The 15,502-nt window shown below is 62.5% G+C and carries 14 protein-coding genes, 1 tRNA gene and 1 other RNA gene; 6 read left to right on the forward strand and 10 right to left on the reverse strand.

Annotation, left to right across the window (positions count from 1 at the left end):
- The first annotated feature begins 259 nt into the window (after positions 1-259).
- Complete coding sequence (locus LWF01_RS13370; protein WP_349637864.1) at positions 260-763, forward strand: NUDIX hydrolase; 504 nt, start codon at positions 260-262, stop codon at positions 761-763.
- Here the strand turns inward: LWF01_RS13370 and LWF01_RS13375 are convergent.
- From LWF01_RS13375 to LWF01_RS13405, 7 genes are all read right to left on the reverse strand, one after another.
- Positions 684-1,577, reverse strand: a complete 894-nt coding sequence (locus tag LWF01_RS13375; RefSeq protein ID WP_349637865.1) for a metal ABC transporter permease — start codon at positions 1,575-1,577, stop codon at positions 684-686. The genes LWF01_RS13370 and LWF01_RS13375 overlap by 80 nt on opposite strands.
- Positions 1,577-2,428, reverse strand: a complete 852-nt coding sequence (locus LWF01_RS13380) for a metal ABC transporter ATP-binding protein (RefSeq protein WP_432761961.1) — start codon at positions 2,426-2,428, stop codon at positions 1,577-1,579. The genes LWF01_RS13375 and LWF01_RS13380 overlap by 1 nt, the downstream gene beginning before the upstream one ends.
- 60 nt (positions 2,429-2,488) lie before the next feature.
- Positions 2,489-3,523, reverse strand: a complete 1,035-nt coding sequence (locus LWF01_RS13385) for a metal ABC transporter solute-binding protein, Zn/Mn family (protein ID WP_349637866.1) — start codon at positions 3,521-3,523, stop codon at positions 2,489-2,491.
- Positions 3,524-3,660: 137 nt separating this feature from the next.
- Entirely contained in the window at positions 3,661-4,755 is a 1,095-nt protein-coding gene (locus LWF01_RS13390) for an aspartate-semialdehyde dehydrogenase (RefSeq protein ID WP_349637867.1), read from the reverse strand.
- Positions 4,756-4,757: 2 nt separating this feature from the next.
- Entirely contained in the window at positions 4,758-6,059 is a 1,302-nt protein-coding gene (locus LWF01_RS13395) for an aspartate kinase (protein ID WP_349637868.1), read from the reverse strand.
- 158 nt (positions 6,060-6,217) lie between these two features.
- Entirely contained in the window at positions 6,218-6,820 is a 603-nt protein-coding gene (gene recR, locus LWF01_RS13400; protein WP_349637869.1) for a recombination mediator RecR, read from the reverse strand.
- A 2-nt stretch (positions 6,821-6,822) separates the two neighbouring features.
- Positions 6,823-9,606, reverse strand: a complete 2,784-nt coding sequence (locus tag LWF01_RS13405) for a DNA polymerase III subunit gamma and tau (RefSeq protein ID WP_349637870.1) — start codon at positions 9,604-9,606, stop codon at positions 6,823-6,825.
- Between the two features lie 115 nt (positions 9,607-9,721).
- On the opposite strand from LWF01_RS13405, the gene LWF01_RS13410 reads away from it, so the two are divergent.
- On the forward strand, positions 9,722-10,336 hold the full coding sequence (locus LWF01_RS13410; protein WP_349637871.1) for a DUF1707 SHOCT-like domain-containing protein: 615 nt from the start codon (positions 9,722-9,724) through the stop codon (positions 10,334-10,336).
- A 67-nt stretch (positions 10,337-10,403) separates the two neighbouring features.
- Here the strand turns inward: LWF01_RS13410 and ffs are convergent.
- Positions 10,404-10,499: signal recognition particle sRNA small type (ffs, locus tag LWF01_RS13415), an RNA gene on the reverse strand.
- Positions 10,500-10,626: 127 nt separating this feature from the next.
- Here ffs and LWF01_RS13420 point away from each other — a divergent pair.
- Positions 10,627-10,711, forward strand: a tRNA-Ser gene (locus LWF01_RS13420).
- Here the strand turns inward: LWF01_RS13420 and LWF01_RS13425 are convergent.
- Complete coding sequence (locus LWF01_RS13425; protein WP_349637872.1) at positions 10,685-11,068, reverse strand: hypothetical protein; 384 nt, start codon at positions 11,066-11,068, stop codon at positions 10,685-10,687. The genes LWF01_RS13420 and LWF01_RS13425 overlap by 27 nt on opposite strands.
- A gap of 226 nt (positions 11,069-11,294) precedes the next feature.
- Between LWF01_RS13425 and LWF01_RS13430 the strand changes: the two genes are divergently transcribed.
- A complete protein-coding gene (locus LWF01_RS13430; RefSeq protein ID WP_349637873.1) occupies positions 11,295-12,167 on the forward strand; it encodes a DUF4062 domain-containing protein in 873 nt (290 codons plus the stop codon).
- Positions 12,168-12,597: 430 nt separating this feature from the next.
- Here the strand turns inward: LWF01_RS13430 and LWF01_RS13435 are convergent, their stop codons facing one another.
- Entirely contained in the window at positions 12,598-13,635 is a 1,038-nt protein-coding gene (locus tag LWF01_RS13435) for a TetR/AcrR family transcriptional regulator (protein ID WP_349637874.1), read from the reverse strand.
- 141 nt (positions 13,636-13,776) lie between these two features.
- Between LWF01_RS13435 and LWF01_RS13440 the strand changes: the two genes are divergently transcribed.
- The gene (locus tag LWF01_RS13440; protein ID WP_349637875.1) at positions 13,777-14,712 is read left to right on the forward strand and encodes an ATP-binding cassette domain-containing protein; all 936 of its coding nucleotides are present in this window, start codon (positions 13,777-13,779) and stop codon (positions 14,710-14,712) included.
- Complete coding sequence (locus LWF01_RS13445; RefSeq protein ID WP_349637876.1) at positions 14,709-15,497, forward strand: ABC transporter permease; 789 nt, start codon at positions 14,709-14,711, stop codon at positions 15,495-15,497. The genes LWF01_RS13440 and LWF01_RS13445 overlap by 4 nt, the downstream gene beginning before the upstream one ends.
- The last annotated feature ends 5 nt before the right edge of the window (positions 15,498-15,502 follow it).

The raw sequence follows: 15,502 nt of genomic DNA on the forward strand, positions 1-15,502 counted from the left end.
TTATTTGGTTCTGCCAGGATTTGAATGAGGCGCGAAGCGCCGGCAAATCCAGGGCCCACGCCGAGCGCCAGCGAGGTGGGGCGCACCCCGACAGTAATGAGTGTGGGGCCAGGATTTTAACCGACGCGAAGCGCCCATCGCTCCAAACGGTCCGCTTTCTGTCCTAGTTCTGTGTCAAATGACGAACCGGGAAGCATAAACCGGACCGTTTCGGCTAAGCCGGCTCAGTGCAATGCAGGCCTACTGGCAGACTGAAGCCATGCCAGTACCGGAATTCATTCTCGCCGCCCGGGCAAAGATCGGCCACGACCTGATGTGGATGCCCGGAGTTTGCGGCATCATCTTCGATGATGACGAGCGCGTCCTGCTGGTCAAGCGCGCGGACAATGGCCAGTGGGCGCCAGTCACCGGCATCCTGGAACCCGGCGAAGACCCCATCCCGGGTCTGGTCCGCGAGATCAGGGAAGAGACCGGCATCGAGGTGAACGTCGGGCGTCTCGCTGCGGTGACAGCAGACGGACCGATCAGCTACCCGAACGGCGACCGGGCCAGCTACCTCACCTGCACATTCCGCTGCACCTATCGCAGCGGCACGGCACAGGTTTGTGATGACGAATCGCTCGACGTTGGCTGGTTCTCACTCGACGAACTGCCGGGACTCAGCGAGCGGCAGCTGGACCGGATCAGGCTGGCACGGTCTCCCGAAGGTTCTGCCTGGCTTTCCGATGGCTCGCAAGCCGCCGCATTCGACGCGCGCCAATGACTCGGCAGATCAGGTAGATGACGAAGGAGATCGTGGTGACGAACGGGCTGATCGGCGTCACCGGGCTGCCGAGCGCCAGCAAAATGCCGCCCAGCGAACTGACGACGGCGAAGACGACGCTGAGCACAGGGACCCAAAACGGCGAAGCACTGACCTGCAGCGCCGCCGCGGCGGGAGTAATCAGCAGCGCGAGCACCAGCAGCACACCGACAACCTGAACCGACAGTGCCACCGCAAGTCCGAGCACCACCATGAAGATCAGCGACAGCGCCCGCACCGGGACTCCCCTGGCAGCGGCAACCTCCGGGTCGACGCTGGCAAACATCAGCGGGCGCCACAGCACCACCAAAGACAACAGAACTATCACTGCACAGACCACGAGCAGGCTCAGCTGCTCGCCGCTGACGGCGACGATCTGACCGGTCAGCAGGCCGAATTTGTTAGCCGCCCTGCCCTGATACAGCGCGAGGAACAGAATCGCGAGGCCGAGACCGAACGGCATCAGCACGCCGATGATCGAGTTCCGGTGTTTGGCCTTCGTTCCGAGCAGCCCGATCAGCAGCGCCGCAACAACCGAACCGATCATCGAACCAACCACAACATCCGCCGCGATCAGCAAGGCGAACGCCGCTCCCGCGAAGGACAACTCGCTGACGCCATGCACCGCGAACGCAATGTCCCGAGTGACCACGAAAACGCTGATCAGACCGCCGACAACGCCCAGCAAGGTGGCGGCTATCAGCGAGTTGCGGACCAGGACCAGGAGCTCGCCGTAATCGGCGAAGGTAAACATATCGGAAAACATGTCGCCCATCAGATCAACTCCCCGCGTGGCTGCGCAGCTTCGTGATGTGCGTGATTGTCGTCGGCTCCGACGATGATCAGCCTTCCCGCCGCCTCGAAGACTTCGATCGTGGTCCCGTAGAGCTCGCTCAGTGTTTCACTATTCATCACTTCGTCAGGAGTCCCGATCCGGAACTGGCCGTTGACGAGGTAGAGCACCCGGTCGACAAGGTCGAGAATCGGGTTCACTTCGTGGGTTACGAACAGCACTGCGGTATCGTGCTCGCGGCGGCGCTGGTCGATCAGCGCGCTGACCACTCGCTGATGGTGCAGGTCCAGGGATAGTAGCGGCTCGTCGCACAGCAGCAGCTGAGGATCGCTTGCCAGCGCCTGGGCGACCCGCAACCTTTGCTGTTCACCTCCGGACAACAGCCCGACCGGTGAGTCGGCATAATCGGTGGCGCCGACGGCATCGAGCAGCGAATCCACCTGCTGCCTGATCACCCGTCCTCGCAGACCCATGCCCCACTTGTGGCCGTCCACACCCATCCGGACCAGGTCGCGTCCACGTAGCGGAGTGTTGGGATCAAGGTTCTTCTGCTGCGGGATGTAGCCGACCGCAGGATTGCCCCGGGTCACCGGCTTGCCCGCAATCCGGATGTCGCCGCTGCTGAGCTTCAGCTGGCCGAGCAGCACTCTGAGCAGGCTGGTCTTACCCGAGCCGTTCGGGCCTAGGATCGCCAGGAACTCGCCGGGCCGCACATCAAGGTTGACGTCCGACCAAAGAGTGCGGTCGCCGAACCTTAATGCAGCCGCTTCCAGATGCAGTGCGGCAGGGCTCCCTGCGCCGTCATCCTCGTTGGCGGCTGGTTCGGCAGACACCGGGCGTGTCCCCGCCTCCGCACTTCGCTCGCCGGTCGACGGTTCTGTGTCGTGTGACATTTAGCCCTTCAGCGCGGTTTCCAGGTTCGAGAGGTTCTTGGTCATCCATCCGATGTAATCCGTGCCCGCGGGCAGCGTCTCGGTGACGCCCACTACAGGAATGTTATTACTCTTTGCGGCCTGCTCTACCTTCTCGCTCTCCGCGCCCGCACTTTGGGTGTTGTTGACCAAGACCCGGACCTGTTTCTTGTTCAGCAGCTCCAGAGTGTCGTTGAGCACCGTCGGCGAAACGTCCGAGCCCTCCTCGATGGCCGCACTGAATGCCGACGGGGTCTCGTTGTGCAGGCCGGAATCCTCCAGCAGCCAAAGCGCGACCGGCTCGGTGATCGCGATCGGCGTCTCACCGTACGTCTTCTTCAGCGCTGCCTGAGTATCGGTGAGCGTCTTCATCTCGGTCTTGAACGCTTCAGCGTTCTTGTCGAATTCCGCCTTGCCTGCCGTGTCCTGCTCGCCCAGCGTGGCAGCGACCTGATCGGCCAACTTGCTCATCGTGGGCAGGCTGTACCAGAGATGCTCATTGAAACTGGCGTGGTCGTGACCCTCCTCGGCGTGGTCGTGACCGTCCTCGGCTGCGTGGTCGTGCCCCTCCTCGGCGTGGTCGTGCCCCTCCTCGGCGTGGTCGTGCCCCTCCTCGGCTGCATGATCGTGACCAGCTTCTGTCCCTTCCTCAAACCCGGATACATCGACCGTATTCACGATTGCAGGATCGCTGTCCACCGCATTGAGCATCGAGTCGATGAAGGCGTCATACCCTCCACCGTTTTGCACCACGACATCCGCTTTTGAAAGCTTCAGTTGGTCCTGCGTCGTCGCCTCGTAGGAATGGGGATCCAGCGAAGGGTCGTCGATAATGCTGATGACATTGACCTTGTCCCCACCGATCTGCTCGACGATATCTGCGTACACATTCGTGGAGGCGACAACGTTAAGCGCGTCAGAATCACCCGACGCCGCTGAATCTGTGCCGCAACCGGCCAGAAAAAGTGCCGACGCGGCAATCGAGGTGATCAGGAGGCGGCGGTGCGGCAGAGACATGAAGGGGACCTCTTCTAAATAAGAATCATTACTACTTCCGTTCAGCCTACAGTCTTAATGACAATAGTTCCAAGTTAATCGCAAAAGGCGGCAGCCCCTGTCGTCAGGGACTACCGCCTTAGCTGGCTTCGAGCCGGTTAGATCGCGGCCGGCTGAGTATTCAGCCTGTCCTCCGCACCCAGCTGTTCCGCGACAAGTCCAGCGAGTTGCACCGCGTTGAGTGCCGCGCCTTTACGCAAGTTGTCGTTACTGATGAAGAGCGCAAGTCCTCGCCCCTCCGGCGCGCCCGGGTCCTGACGAATCCGGCCAACGAAGCTCGGATCCTGCCCGGCCGCCTGCAGCGGGTTCGGGATATCCGTCACTTCGACACCGGGAGCATCGGCCAGCAGCTCCAGAGCACGTTCCGGCGACAGCGGGCGGTCGAACTCCGCGTTGATCGACAATGAGTGCCCGCTGAAGACCGGCACCCGAACACAGGTTCCGGAAACCAGCAGTTCGGGGATGCCGAGGATCTTGCGGCTTTCATTCCGCAACTTCTTCTCTTCATCCGTCTCGTTCAGGCCGTCGTCGACGATGCTGCCGGCGAGCGGGATCACGTTGAACGCGATCGGCCGCTCGTACAGCTTCGGATCGGGGAACGATGCTGCCGCTCCGTCGTGGGTCAGTTTCGACGCATCACTGGCGACCGCTTTGACCTGGGAATCAAGTTCATCAACCCCGGACAGGCCGCTTCCTGACACCGCCTGATAGGTGCTCACGATCAACCGGCGGAGGCCGGCCTCGTCGTGCAAGGGCTTCAGCACCGGCATGGCAGCCATCGTGGTGCAGTTCGGATTGGCGATGATCCCCTTGCGCGCATCGTTGATGGCGGCCGGGTTGACCTCGCTGACGACGAGCGGAACGTCGGGGTCCATCCGCCAGGCCGAGGAGTTATCGATCACGATGACTCCCGCGGCTGAGAATCGCTCGGCCTGGGCGCGCGACGTGGCCCCGCCTGCGGAGAAGATCGCGACATCCAGGCCGTGCGGATCGGCAGTCGCGGCATCTTCGACCGTCACCTCGGCGCCTCGCCAGTCAAGGGTTTTCCCGGCAGAGCGGGCGGAAGCGAAGTAGCGAACGGCTTCGATCGGGAAGTCAGCCCCGTCGAGCAACCGGCGCATTACCGAGCCGACCTGGCCGGTCGCCCCTACAACGCCGACGCGAAGTCCGCGCGAATGAGTGGTATCAGTCATGACTAGCGTCCTGTTCCTCCGTAGACGACGGCCTCGCCGAGCTCGGAATCGAGTCCGTAGGCCGTGTGAGCGGCACGGACTGCCTGGTCAAGCAGCTCCGCCCTGGTGACGACCGAGATACGAATCTCGGACGTTGAAATCATCTCGATGTTAACCCCGGCGTTCGACAGCGCCTCGAATAGATCAGCTGTCACTCCGGGATGGGAGCGCATTCCGGCGCCGATGACCGAAAGTTTGCCGATCTGGTCGTCATATTCGACGTGATTGAAGCCGATGTCGTCCCGAATCGCCTCAAGCGCTTCCACCGCCCGGGCGCCATCAGTCATCGGCAATGTGAAGGAGATATCGGTGAGACCCGTCGCTGCGGCGGAGATGTTCTGCACGATCATGTCGATATCGATCTCGTGACTGGCAACTGTCTTGAAGATCCTGGCAGCCTTACCCGGAACGTCGGGAACCCCGACGATCGTGATCTTCGCTTCCGAGCGGTCGTGTGCGACACCCGAAATAATGGCCGACTCCATGGTCTCTCCTTGGTCGTGTGCTGCGGTCAAAAACTCTTCAGGGATCGGCTCATCGGTGACCCACGTTCCCTGGTGCGGACTGAACGAGGACCTGACATGAACCGGAACGCCGTACCGTCTGGCGTATTCAACACAGCGAAGCACCAGGATCTTGGCTCCGCTGGCCGCCATCTCCAGCATTTCCGCATAGCTGATCTTGTCGATCTTGCGTGCGCCCGGCACTATCCGCGGATCCGCGGTGAAGACGCCGTCGACATCTGTGTAGATTTCGCAGACGTCGGCTTTCAGGGCGGCAGCCAGCGCGACGGCAGTAGTGTCCGAGCCGCCCCGTCCCAGCGTGGTGATGTTCTTCGTGCCCTGGCTAACGCCCTGGAATCCGGCGACTATTGCGACGTTTCCCTGGTCCAGCGCTTCCTGGATCCGTCCCGGGGTGACGTCGATGATCCTGGCGCGGCCGAACGATTCGTCGGTGATGACGCCGGCCTGACTTCCGGTGAATGACTGGGCGTGATGACCCAGGTTGGCGATCGCCATTGCGAGGACCGCCATCGAGATCCGCTCACCGGCGGTGAGGAGCATATCGAGTTCACGGGCCGGCGGAACCGGAGAGACCTGCTGCGCGAGGTCGATCAGGTCATCGGTACTGTCGCCCATCGCCGATACCACAACAACAACGTCGTGACCTGCCTTGCGATTGGCCACGATGCGCTTGGCAACACGCTTGATGGAGTCAGCGTCGGCGACGGATGACCCGCCAAACTTCTGCACGATCAAGCTCAAGGTGATGCACTCCTGTGATTACGGGAATTGATGCGACGCTCAATTCTAGAGGTTAATCACCTGTAGCCCCCACTCGTCCTCGCATTGTGGACACTTCGTGGACGCCCCGGAAGACACCGTCCCAGCGAATGGCCGACCACACGTCGAGGAGCAGCTGACTACACGTCGAGCAGTCGGCGGCCTTCGAAGGCGCGGCCGAGGGTGACTTCGTCGGCGTATTCGAGGTCACCGCCCACGGGCAGGCCAGAGGCGAGGCGGGTGACCCGGAGGCCCATCGGCTTAAGCAATCGCGCGAGGTATGTCGCGGTTGCCTCACCCTCGAGGTTCGGGTCGGTTGCGATGATGATCTCGACGACGTCGGTCGAGCTGAGCCGGGTCATCAGTTCACGGATTCGAAGTTCGTCCGGTCCGACGCCGGCCATCGGGTCGATGGCGCCGCCCAGCACGTGGTACCGGCCTCTGAACTCACGGGTGCGCTCGATAGCCATCACGTCCTTCGGCTCCTCGACGACGCAAATGATGGACAGGTCGCGGCGCGGGTCCCGGCAGATGGCGCATTGTTCCTGTTCGGCGACGTTGCCGCAGATCTCACAGAATCTAACCTTGCGCTTCACCTCGGTGAGCGCGGCAGCCAGGCGCGCAACCTCCGCGGGATCGGTTTGCAGAACGTGGAAGGCAAGCCGCTGGGCAGATTTCGGTCCGATGCCAGGCAGCCTGCCGAACTCCTCGATCAGATCCTGAATTACTCCCTCGTAGAGCATGATCAGTCCTCGATCTCGTCAATAACAACGCCGCCAAGCAGCTTTTCTACCACCGCGCGGCCCATCATGCCGGAATGTTCTTGATCGGGATCGTCCGCACTGGGCATATCGTCGATCTCCACCGGAGCCGGAACCTGCGGGCTGGGTCCACCGAAATTCGGGTAGACGACATTGGTTGCGGCGGGCCCCTCGGCATCAAGCCGCGCGCGGGCGCGTTCCAGCGCCGACTGCCGCATAGTTTGGGTCTGCGATGCCGGGACAGACTCGGTTTCGTCGGCAGGCTCAGCCGGAACTTCCCAGCCAGCAGGCTCAGCCGGAACTTCCCAGCCGGCAGGCTCAGCCGGAACTTCCCAGCCCGCAGGCTCAGCCGAAACCTCCCAACCGGCAGGTTCGTCCGGGACCTCCTGGTCGGCCGGCTCCGCCGATGCTGCGGAAGTAGCTGCTGCCGAAGTATCCGACTCAGCCGAGCCGGCTCGTTCTTCCGGTCCGGGCTCTGCGCGTGGCTGCTGCCTCGGCTCCGGGTTGGCGTCGTCATCCCAATCCGGCGCGGTCGACCCGGTATTCACCCGGCCATACGTGGAGTCCAAACTGTCACGGACCGGGGCGCTGATGGACCGTGCCGGAGCACGACCGGTATCGCCGTCAGTCTGACTACGTCCTGCATCCTGATTACGTCCTGCATCGCCGTCGGCCGAGCGACGACCGGCTACCGACATGGACGAATCCGCTGGTACATCCCTGCCCCCGATCGGGCCGGCGGCTGCGCTCGGATGGTCTGGCTCTGAGCCAGACGCTTCTTCGACGGCTGGGCGCGTCGCGTTCCACGATCGTGCCGCTTCCGCCGGCTGCGCGCTGCCTGGATCCGCTGCTCCGGAGAAGCCGCCGGAACCGCTCGCCGAATCGGTGTATTGCGGGGCGGACTGGGCGGCGCCGTCATCCGCCGTTCCTGTCACCTTGCAGGCGATGCCCACCGCCTGGTTCACGGCTTGGCTGACGTAGTCGGGATGCGGACCACTGTTAAAGGTGTTCGCCAGACCGGCGGTAGCGAAAGTCAGCGTCAGCACTCCGTCGCCGAACGAATGGACCTGCGCATTCTGGCTGACCAGAATCCAGGAGAACTTGCGGATCTTGGTCAACGCCTCCAGAATCTCGGCCCACGCTCGTCGGATGACCTCGACGGTGTTGTCGGCGCCACTCCCGGCGCCCTGCGGGGAGGTCTGCTGCGGGGTGACTTGCTGCGGGTTGGCTTGATCCACTCCGGACGTTGCGGGAGTGCCGCCGGAGGGTGCCGGCCAGCCGGATTCCTGTTCCTGACGCTGTTCATCCAGCGGGCTGGCCGCTCCCGCCCGGGACGCTTGTCCATCGTTTGGCGCGCCAGTACTCCCGTCGTCGCCGTCGGTGACCGCCACGATGCCGGAGGCCGCCGATTCGGCAGGCGTCGACCGCGCGGCTGCCGGCTCGGCAGTCGTCGGCTGCGCACCAGTCGACTCGGCAGTCGCCATCGGCGGAACCGGAGTCGCCACCGAAGCGGCTGGGGAGGAAACCGGGGCATGTTCCCGGCTGGGGGCAGCCTGCTGTACCGGCTCCGGCGGCTGGAATCCTGGTTCCATCGTGCCGGTCGGGGTGACGCCGAATCGACGCTCAATCCGGTCGACCCGCGCCCGGGTGCCGCGTTCCGTCTCGTCCGAGCCGGGAAGCAGAACCCGGGCACAGATCAGTTCGAGCTGCAGCCGGGGCGAGGTCGCCCCTGTCATCTCAGTTAGTCCGGAATTGACAACGTCCGCGGCTCGGGACAGCTCGCCACGGCCGAAGTGCCGGGCCTGCATCGCCATCCGCTCAAGCTGGTCGCTCGGCACCCCGCGCAGAATCGCCTGAGCCGATTCGGGTGCTGCCGCCACGACGATCAGGTCGCGGAAACGCTCGAGTAGATCTTCAACGAAGCGACGCGGATCGTGTCCGGATTCGATCACTCGGTCGACGACCCTGAACACCGTCGCGCCATCGCCGGCGGCAAAAGCGTCCGTGACGTCATCCAGAAGCGAGGCATGGGTGTAGCCGAGCAGCGCAACGGCGCGTTCATAGTCCACGCCCTCGTTTCCTGCACCGGCCATCAGCTGGTCGAGCACCGAGAGCGTGTCGCGAACGGACCCGCCACCGGCCCGGACGACGAGTGGAAGCACGCCTTTGCCTACCGGCACGTCTTCCCGCTCGCAAAGCTCGGCAAGATACGCAGTGAGCCGTTCCGGCGGCACCAGACGGAATGGATAGTGGTGAGTACGGGACCGGATAGTGCCGATCACCTTGTCCGGCTCGGTTGTCGCGAAGATGAACTTCACGTGATCCGGAGGCTCTTCGACCAGCTTCAGCAAGGCGTTGAAGCCCTGCGTCGTCACCATGTGCGCCTCATCGAGGATGAATATCTTGTAGCGATCACGGGCAGGGGCGAAAACCGCCCGTTCGCGGATGTCCCGCGCGTCATCGACTCCGTTATGGCTAGCCGCGTCGATCTCCACCACGTCGAGGCTTCCGGCGCCTCCGTTGGCGAGGTCCTGACAGCTTTCGCACTCACCGCACGGCGTCCCGGTTGGCCCTTTAGCGCAGTTCAGGCAGCGGGCCAGAATGCGGGCCGAAGTCGTCTTTCCGCAGCCGCGAGGACCGGAAAACAGATAGGCATGGTTAACCCTGTCACGCTCAAGCGCTGCCATCAGCGGTTCGGTGACATGTTCCTGTCCGATGACTTCGGCGAAAGTGTCGGGACGGTATCGGCGGTACAAGGCGGTTGACACATGGCCAACCCTATCGCCTGCGACTGACACTGCCTATCGAGATTGCTCGGCGCTGTTCGCACCTCACTCGGACTCCTGATGGCGACGACGGCGTGCCGTCTCATATGCTCTTGACATGTCAGAAAACGACCATGCTTCGCCGAGGAAGACGCTGCGGGCGGGCGACAACGATCGCGAAGCCGTGGCCGAGGTTCTGCGCCAGAGCGCGGGCGATGGCCGGCTCGACCTGGACGAACTGGACGAACGGCTTGAACGTGCCTACGCTGCCAAAACTTATGCTGAACTCGACGAGTTGGTCGCCGACCTTCCGGTCACAGCAATGCCGTCCGAGCACGCGCCGGTGCTGCGCAGTCCGGCACGGAAGCCGGGCCGAGACGACAAGCCGCTGATACTGCGGGCAACCCTGGACAATCAGAGCCGCTCGGGTGCCTGGGAGGTGCCGGCGGTGATCGAGGCTGAGCCCCTGTTCGCCAATGTGAAGCTGAACTTCATGTATGCGAGCTGTCCGTTCGACGTCGTCGACCTTACGATCCGGCCGGGAAGCGGCGCCGTGGTGCTCATCATGCCGGAAGGCTGGGGCGTGGACACCGAAGAACTGAACAAGTCATGGGGCACCGTGCGCAACAAGATCGGCCAGGCCGCAGCGGGCAAACCGACGATCGAGGTCAGGGGCAGCGTGGGGATGAGCAGTTTCGTCGCCCGGCCACCGTACTTCTACGAAAAGGACTGACCGTCCACCGGCGGGACTGACCGGCCACAGCCATAACCGCTGTCCCGCCATAACCACTGAGGAGAAAGCAAAGGACCCCCCGCGCACCCGCCAGAGCCTACTTACCCTTGCTGCCTTCCGGCCCTGGGGGAGTTCGCAGGATGACGCCACACGAGGGGTCTGCATCAAGTGTAACAACAGCAAAACCGCAGGTCACATCGGCGGTGACGACCCCTTATTCGTCGCAGGGTCCGCCGGTGGCAGGGGCTCCGATTCTTACTTTTCGGGCTGCGTCCGGTAAAGTTCTCGACGGAGGATTCGCCTAGCGGCCTATGGCGCACGCCTGGAACGCGTGTTGGGTTAACGCCCTCAGGGGTTCAAATCCCCTATCCTCCGCAGGGAGAAGAAACCCCCGGGAACCCCGGGGGTTTCTTCATGCCCAAACGCCCCCACAGGGCTCCTCACCGATAGAAGCATCAGATCGCCTGGCGAGACGTTCAGAGCTGTCCTGAATGCGAACGAGCTAAGTGCCTTGCGCCAGCCCTCCGATTCAGGGGTGGTGGGGATCGTCACTTGTATCGACCACAACCCGGGGTCTCTAAGGATCTCGAAGAGCTCGCGCAGCCTCGTGACATCCAGCGGCGTTCCCTTTCCCGCGGTGTCGTTCACCGTGAGGTCGGCGATCCGTTCGGACGAGACCCAGGTATCGTCCAGCCCAGGCACGGTATTGAACTCGAATTTGAGGCGCTCCATACCTACTCCTCAAGCTTGTCCAGCAAGCGGGGGGCTTAGGGCCCAAAGTATCCAGACGGGTTCTGGACGACGGCTTCGGGTTATCGCGGTGGGGTCGTCCGGATTCCTGCTCCGCGCGGGAAACCGAACGTAGTCCGGCCGAGAGATCGAATGGCCAATGCCTGGGCCGCTCTCACATACTATGAGGTCACTTAGACAACGGCCGCATACCGTGAAGGGAACTCCCGTGCCGACCACTGTTCACAGCCTTCTCGTTCTCGTCGCTTCGCCAGGTGACGCTCTAGAGGAACGTGCTGCGGTTCGTGACAAGCTGAACGACTGGAACGTGACCACCGGGCTGCGGCAAGGCGTGGTCTCTCTACCGTGGCTCTATGAGCGGCACGCAGTTGCTCAGATGGGCGGTCGCGCTCAGGCGCTCATCAACTCCCAAGCACTCGACCGGGCCGACGTAGTCGTCGCGTTCTTCGATTCCCGCCTAGGGACGCAAACAGGCACGGACGTCTCCGGCACCGCTGAAGAGATTCGACGAGCGCACGAACAGGGCAAACCTGTCCACGTCTACTTCTCAACTGAGTCTATTCCGAGGGACTCAGACTTGGATCAACTGACCGCGCTTACTGAGTTCAAGCAGCAACTTGAGGCCGATGGATTGCTCGGTGACTACGCAGACCCGGGCGATCTGGCGGCGCAGATTGCTCGCGCGCTAGAGGCGGACATTGACGATCGAGGCTGGGGTGAAGGGCTCACTGCATCTTCCAAAACTGGCGCGCGTTTGACGTGGGAACACGTACATGAGAAAGAGCAGGTGGGGGTCGATAGTAAGGGGAAAATCAAGACCCGAACACGGCACAATCATCTTGAAGTTCGCAACCTATCTGGCACTGATGCGGAGGATTTGACGTTCAATATCTCGGACGCTGACGATCCCGAATCTCAGGCTTTCCGTTTCGAGGGTCCGGCAGGCCCTGTCACTATTCATGCGGAATCTGCTCGCCGATGGGGTCTCATCCCACTTAAGAACACCACCCTCAAGATCGAGGCGAAGTGGATGGAAAGCGGCAAGCCAAAGGCCCGTACGTTTACGGTTGTGACACGTTGATGCCCACCTAACCATTATTTGCGGTCAGGGGCGTGCACCAAGCGAGAACTCCAGGCGAAGGAACGTCAGGAGCACGAGGTTCACGGTTGAGTTCGATCCTGCCAGCCGCGCACAGCGGCTGACATCGGCGTTCTCCAGCAAGATCCTGGCAAATTGAGCCTACGCAGCAGGGGTCCCGGTATGAGCGGGCGGAAGAGCGTGTTCAGCTACCGGCAGTCAGGCCGAGGCCATTGGGCGGCAGCCAGATGAAGCGTTCGAAGGGTGTTCAACGCGGCCGATTTTGGCCCGACTAATCCCGGTAGAAGACTGGAGAAATCGTTAACGCCCTCAGGGGTTCAAATCTCCTATTCTCCGCCACACGTGAAGCCGACCTGCGAAACCAGCGTGGATTGCAGGCCGGTTCACCTCGTCGGCCGGTGGGTCCGGCGACTTAGTTCCGAGGCTTCTCCGCCGCACGCGCGGCCTTCTCGGCAGCACGCTGCGCCTTCTCCGCTTCCCGTACCGTCCGCTCACGCGCGCGCTTCCGGGCATCTTTCTCGCGCTTCAACGCCTCGCGCAGCTTCGCCTCTGCCTCGCGTCGCTCCCTGGCAGCTTCCCGGACGCCCTTGTCCTTCGAAACCGCCTGCTCAAGTTCATCGGAGCCAGTTCCGGCTCCCGGATCGGAAGCGACCGGCGTCCCGGCAACGTCGGCACCCCGTTCCCCGGCAGCCGGATCGGAAGCGGTACCGCCGAGTTCGACATGGCGAATGACGCCGTCGAAAACCAGCCGCACGGCGAACTTGAAATCATCAAAGCCATCATCGGCACCGCCAACGTACCTGCCGGCATGAACCACCGGGAAAAGATCCGGGAACTGACTCTCGGTCACCAGCTCCGCCAGGGCCGCACCGTACTTTTCCCACACACCGGGCTCGACAGACTGGCGTGAGCTTTCGATATCGCGTTGCATCAGGCCGAATGTCCGGGTCAGCCCGCTCAGCGTAAGGATTACCGACATCTTCTCCTGTTCATTCAGCGGCAGCTGACGCATTTCCCGCAGCGCCCAATCCACAACCAGCAGATTGTTCGGCGTCATCAGCTGGAGCTCGGAGACAGGGATGTCGAGCAACCATGGATGGTCCAGGTAGCAGTTACGGATCGTAATAACCCAACCTCGCAGGCCCGCTTCCCAGTCTGCACTGTCCGATTCCGCCGGCACAGGGAACGCGGTGATCATTTCCTGCATCAGCAGCAGCAGATCATCTTTGCTGGTCACATAGCGGTACAACGACATCGTGGTGAAGCCGAGAACACTTGCCACCTTGCTCATGGTCACGCCGGACAGTCCTTCGGCATCCGCAATCTCGACTGCGGCCTCGATGATCCGTTCGATACTCAGCTCACGTTTCGGGCCCCGTTGCGGATGCGCCGCGATCCCCCAGGTCAAGGCCAACGCCCGCGGCAGACCCTCATCAAGCGCATCGGTCATAGTGCGGCCCTCCTAGCGTGCGCTCCGCTGTCTAGCGGACGTCGTCTGGAGCCAACTGTATCGAAAAAAGCAAAAACTGTTTACAACACATACCGTGTACCTGCTACGCTGTTTATTACATACACAGAAAGGATTGGATTCATGACCGATTTCGCAATCGACGTAGCGGGCCTCCACAAGTCATTCGGCAAGCAGGCAGTCCTGGCCGGCATCGATCTCCGGGTACGCGCCGGCACCGTATTCGCCCTGCTCGGCCCTAATGGTGCGGGTAAAACCACCCTGATCAACATCCTCAGCACGTTGACCTCGCCGGATTCCGGAGCAGTGCGAGTGGCAGGACATGACGTAGTTCGTGAGCCGGACAAGGTCCGTCGCGCGATCAGTCTGACCGGCCAGTACGCCGCTGTCGACGAAGTGCTGACCGGGGCGGAGAACCTCCGGATGATGGCGCGACTCTCAGGATTCGGCACACAGGAAGCGAGGGTGCGCGCAAATGAGATGCTCAAGCAGTTCGACCTCGTGGAGGCGGCCGACAAGCGAGTCAAGGCATACTCCGGCGGGATGCGCCGCCGGCTCGACCTGGCGATCAGCCTGCTCAGCAGTCCCCCGGTGATATTTCTCGATGAACCGACAACCGGACTCGACACCCGAAGCCGACAGGCCCTCTGGCTCATCATCCAGGGCCTGGCAGCTCAGGGCACCACGATCTTCCTGACCACCCAATACCTCGAAGAGGCCGACCAGCTTGCGGATCGCATCGCCGTGATCCATAACGGCATCGTCGCGGCCGAGGGCACCGCCAGCGAACTCAAGGGCCGCGTCGGCGGCGAAGTGGTGCAGCTATCCAACGAGGACGATGCCACCATCAGGGAGATCCCGACAGATGGCAGCATCGATGGGCTGCGCTCCGCCATCGATGAGCTCGCGTCGGTCGCACCGACGGGCGGACGTGTCCACCTCCGCAAGCCCAGCCTTGACGATGTCTTCATCGCACTGACCGGACATGTCTCTGCCGAAACCGAAATCCGAACCGGAACAGTCTCAACAACAAGCGAACTGGAGGACGCGAAGTCATGACGATCACGACAGCAACCCCGCCGAACGCGCCCGGCGTCGGTGTGACCAATCTGGTCTTCATTGGCAGAAGTCTCAGGCACACGTTGCGCAACGTCGACGCCCTGATCATGGCCATCGCCTTACCGGTGCTGCTGATGTTGATGTTCGTCTTCATCTTTGGCGGCGCGATGGAAACAGGCGGCGACTACGTCGATTACGTGGTGCCGGGGATCATCCTGCTATGTGCCGGCTACGGCTCAGCTCAAACGGCAGTCGACGTTGCCGAGGACATGACCAATGGAATCGTCGACCGGTTCCGGACAATGCCGATTCAAAGCTACGCGGTGCTGACCGGTCATGTTGTGGCCAGCCTGGCCCGCAACCTGGTGGCGACCGCGATCGTCGTGATCGTCGCTTTCCTGCTGGGTTTCAACACAACCGCGGGGCCAGCCGAATGGTGTGCGGCAATCGGCGTGATCGCGCTGTACATCCTGGCCATTACCTGGCTATATTCCGCAATCGGCCTGGCCGCGAAAAGCACAGCCGCGGCCAGCGGATATGGCTTCATCCTGATGTTCCTGCCGTACCTGTCCAGCGCGTTCGTACCGGTCGACTCGATGCCGAGCTGGCTGCAGTGGATAGCGGAGAACCAGCCGATCACGCCGGTCATCGAGACCATCCGCGGGCTGCTCACCGGCACGGACATCGGAAACAGTGCCTGGTGGGCGCTGGGCTGGTGCCTGCTGATAATCCTGATTGCGGTCGGCTGGGGCGCCTGGTTGTTCCGTCGGCGCACCAGCCGCTAGCCGGC

The sequence above is a fragment of the Saxibacter everestensis genome (genome assembly GCF_025787225.1).
GTDB classification, from domain to species: Bacteria; Actinomycetota; Actinomycetes; order Actinomycetales; family Brevibacteriaceae; genus Saxibacter; species Saxibacter everestensis.

Bases quoted from the DNA above. Each gene is read 5' to 3' on its own strand.
- LWF01_RS13370 (WP_349637864.1), top strand. From the start codon at position 260: ATGCCAGTACCGGAATTCATTCTCGCCGCCCGGGCAAAGATCGGCCAC.
- LWF01_RS13375 (WP_349637865.1), bottom strand. From the start codon at position 1,577: ATGGGCGACATGTTTTCCGATATGTTTACCTTCGCCGATTACGGCGAG.
- LWF01_RS13385 (WP_349637866.1), bottom strand. From the start codon at position 3,523: ATGTCTCTGCCGCACCGCCGCCTCCTGATCACCTCGATTGCCGCGTCG.
- LWF01_RS13390 (WP_349637867.1), bottom strand. From the start codon at position 4,755: ATGACTGATACCACTCATTCGCGCGGACTTCGCGTCGGCGTTGTAGGG.
- recR (WP_349637869.1), bottom strand. From the start codon at position 6,820: ATGCTCTACGAGGGAGTAATTCAGGATCTGATCGAGGAGTTCGGCAGG.
- LWF01_RS13410 (WP_349637871.1), top strand. From the start codon at position 9,722: ATGTCAGAAAACGACCATGCTTCGCCGAGGAAGACGCTGCGGGCGGGC.
- LWF01_RS13425 (WP_349637872.1), bottom strand. From the start codon at position 11,068: ATGGAGCGCCTCAAATTCGAGTTCAATACCGTGCCTGGGCTGGACGAT.
- LWF01_RS13435 (WP_349637874.1), bottom strand. From the start codon at position 13,635: ATGACCGATGCGCTTGATGAGGGTCTGCCGCGGGCGTTGGCCTTGACC.
- LWF01_RS13440 (WP_349637875.1), top strand. From the start codon at position 13,777: ATGACCGATTTCGCAATCGACGTAGCGGGCCTCCACAAGTCATTCGGC.
- LWF01_RS13445 (WP_349637876.1), top strand. From the start codon at position 14,709: ATGACGATCACGACAGCAACCCCGCCGAACGCGCCCGGCGTCGGTGTG.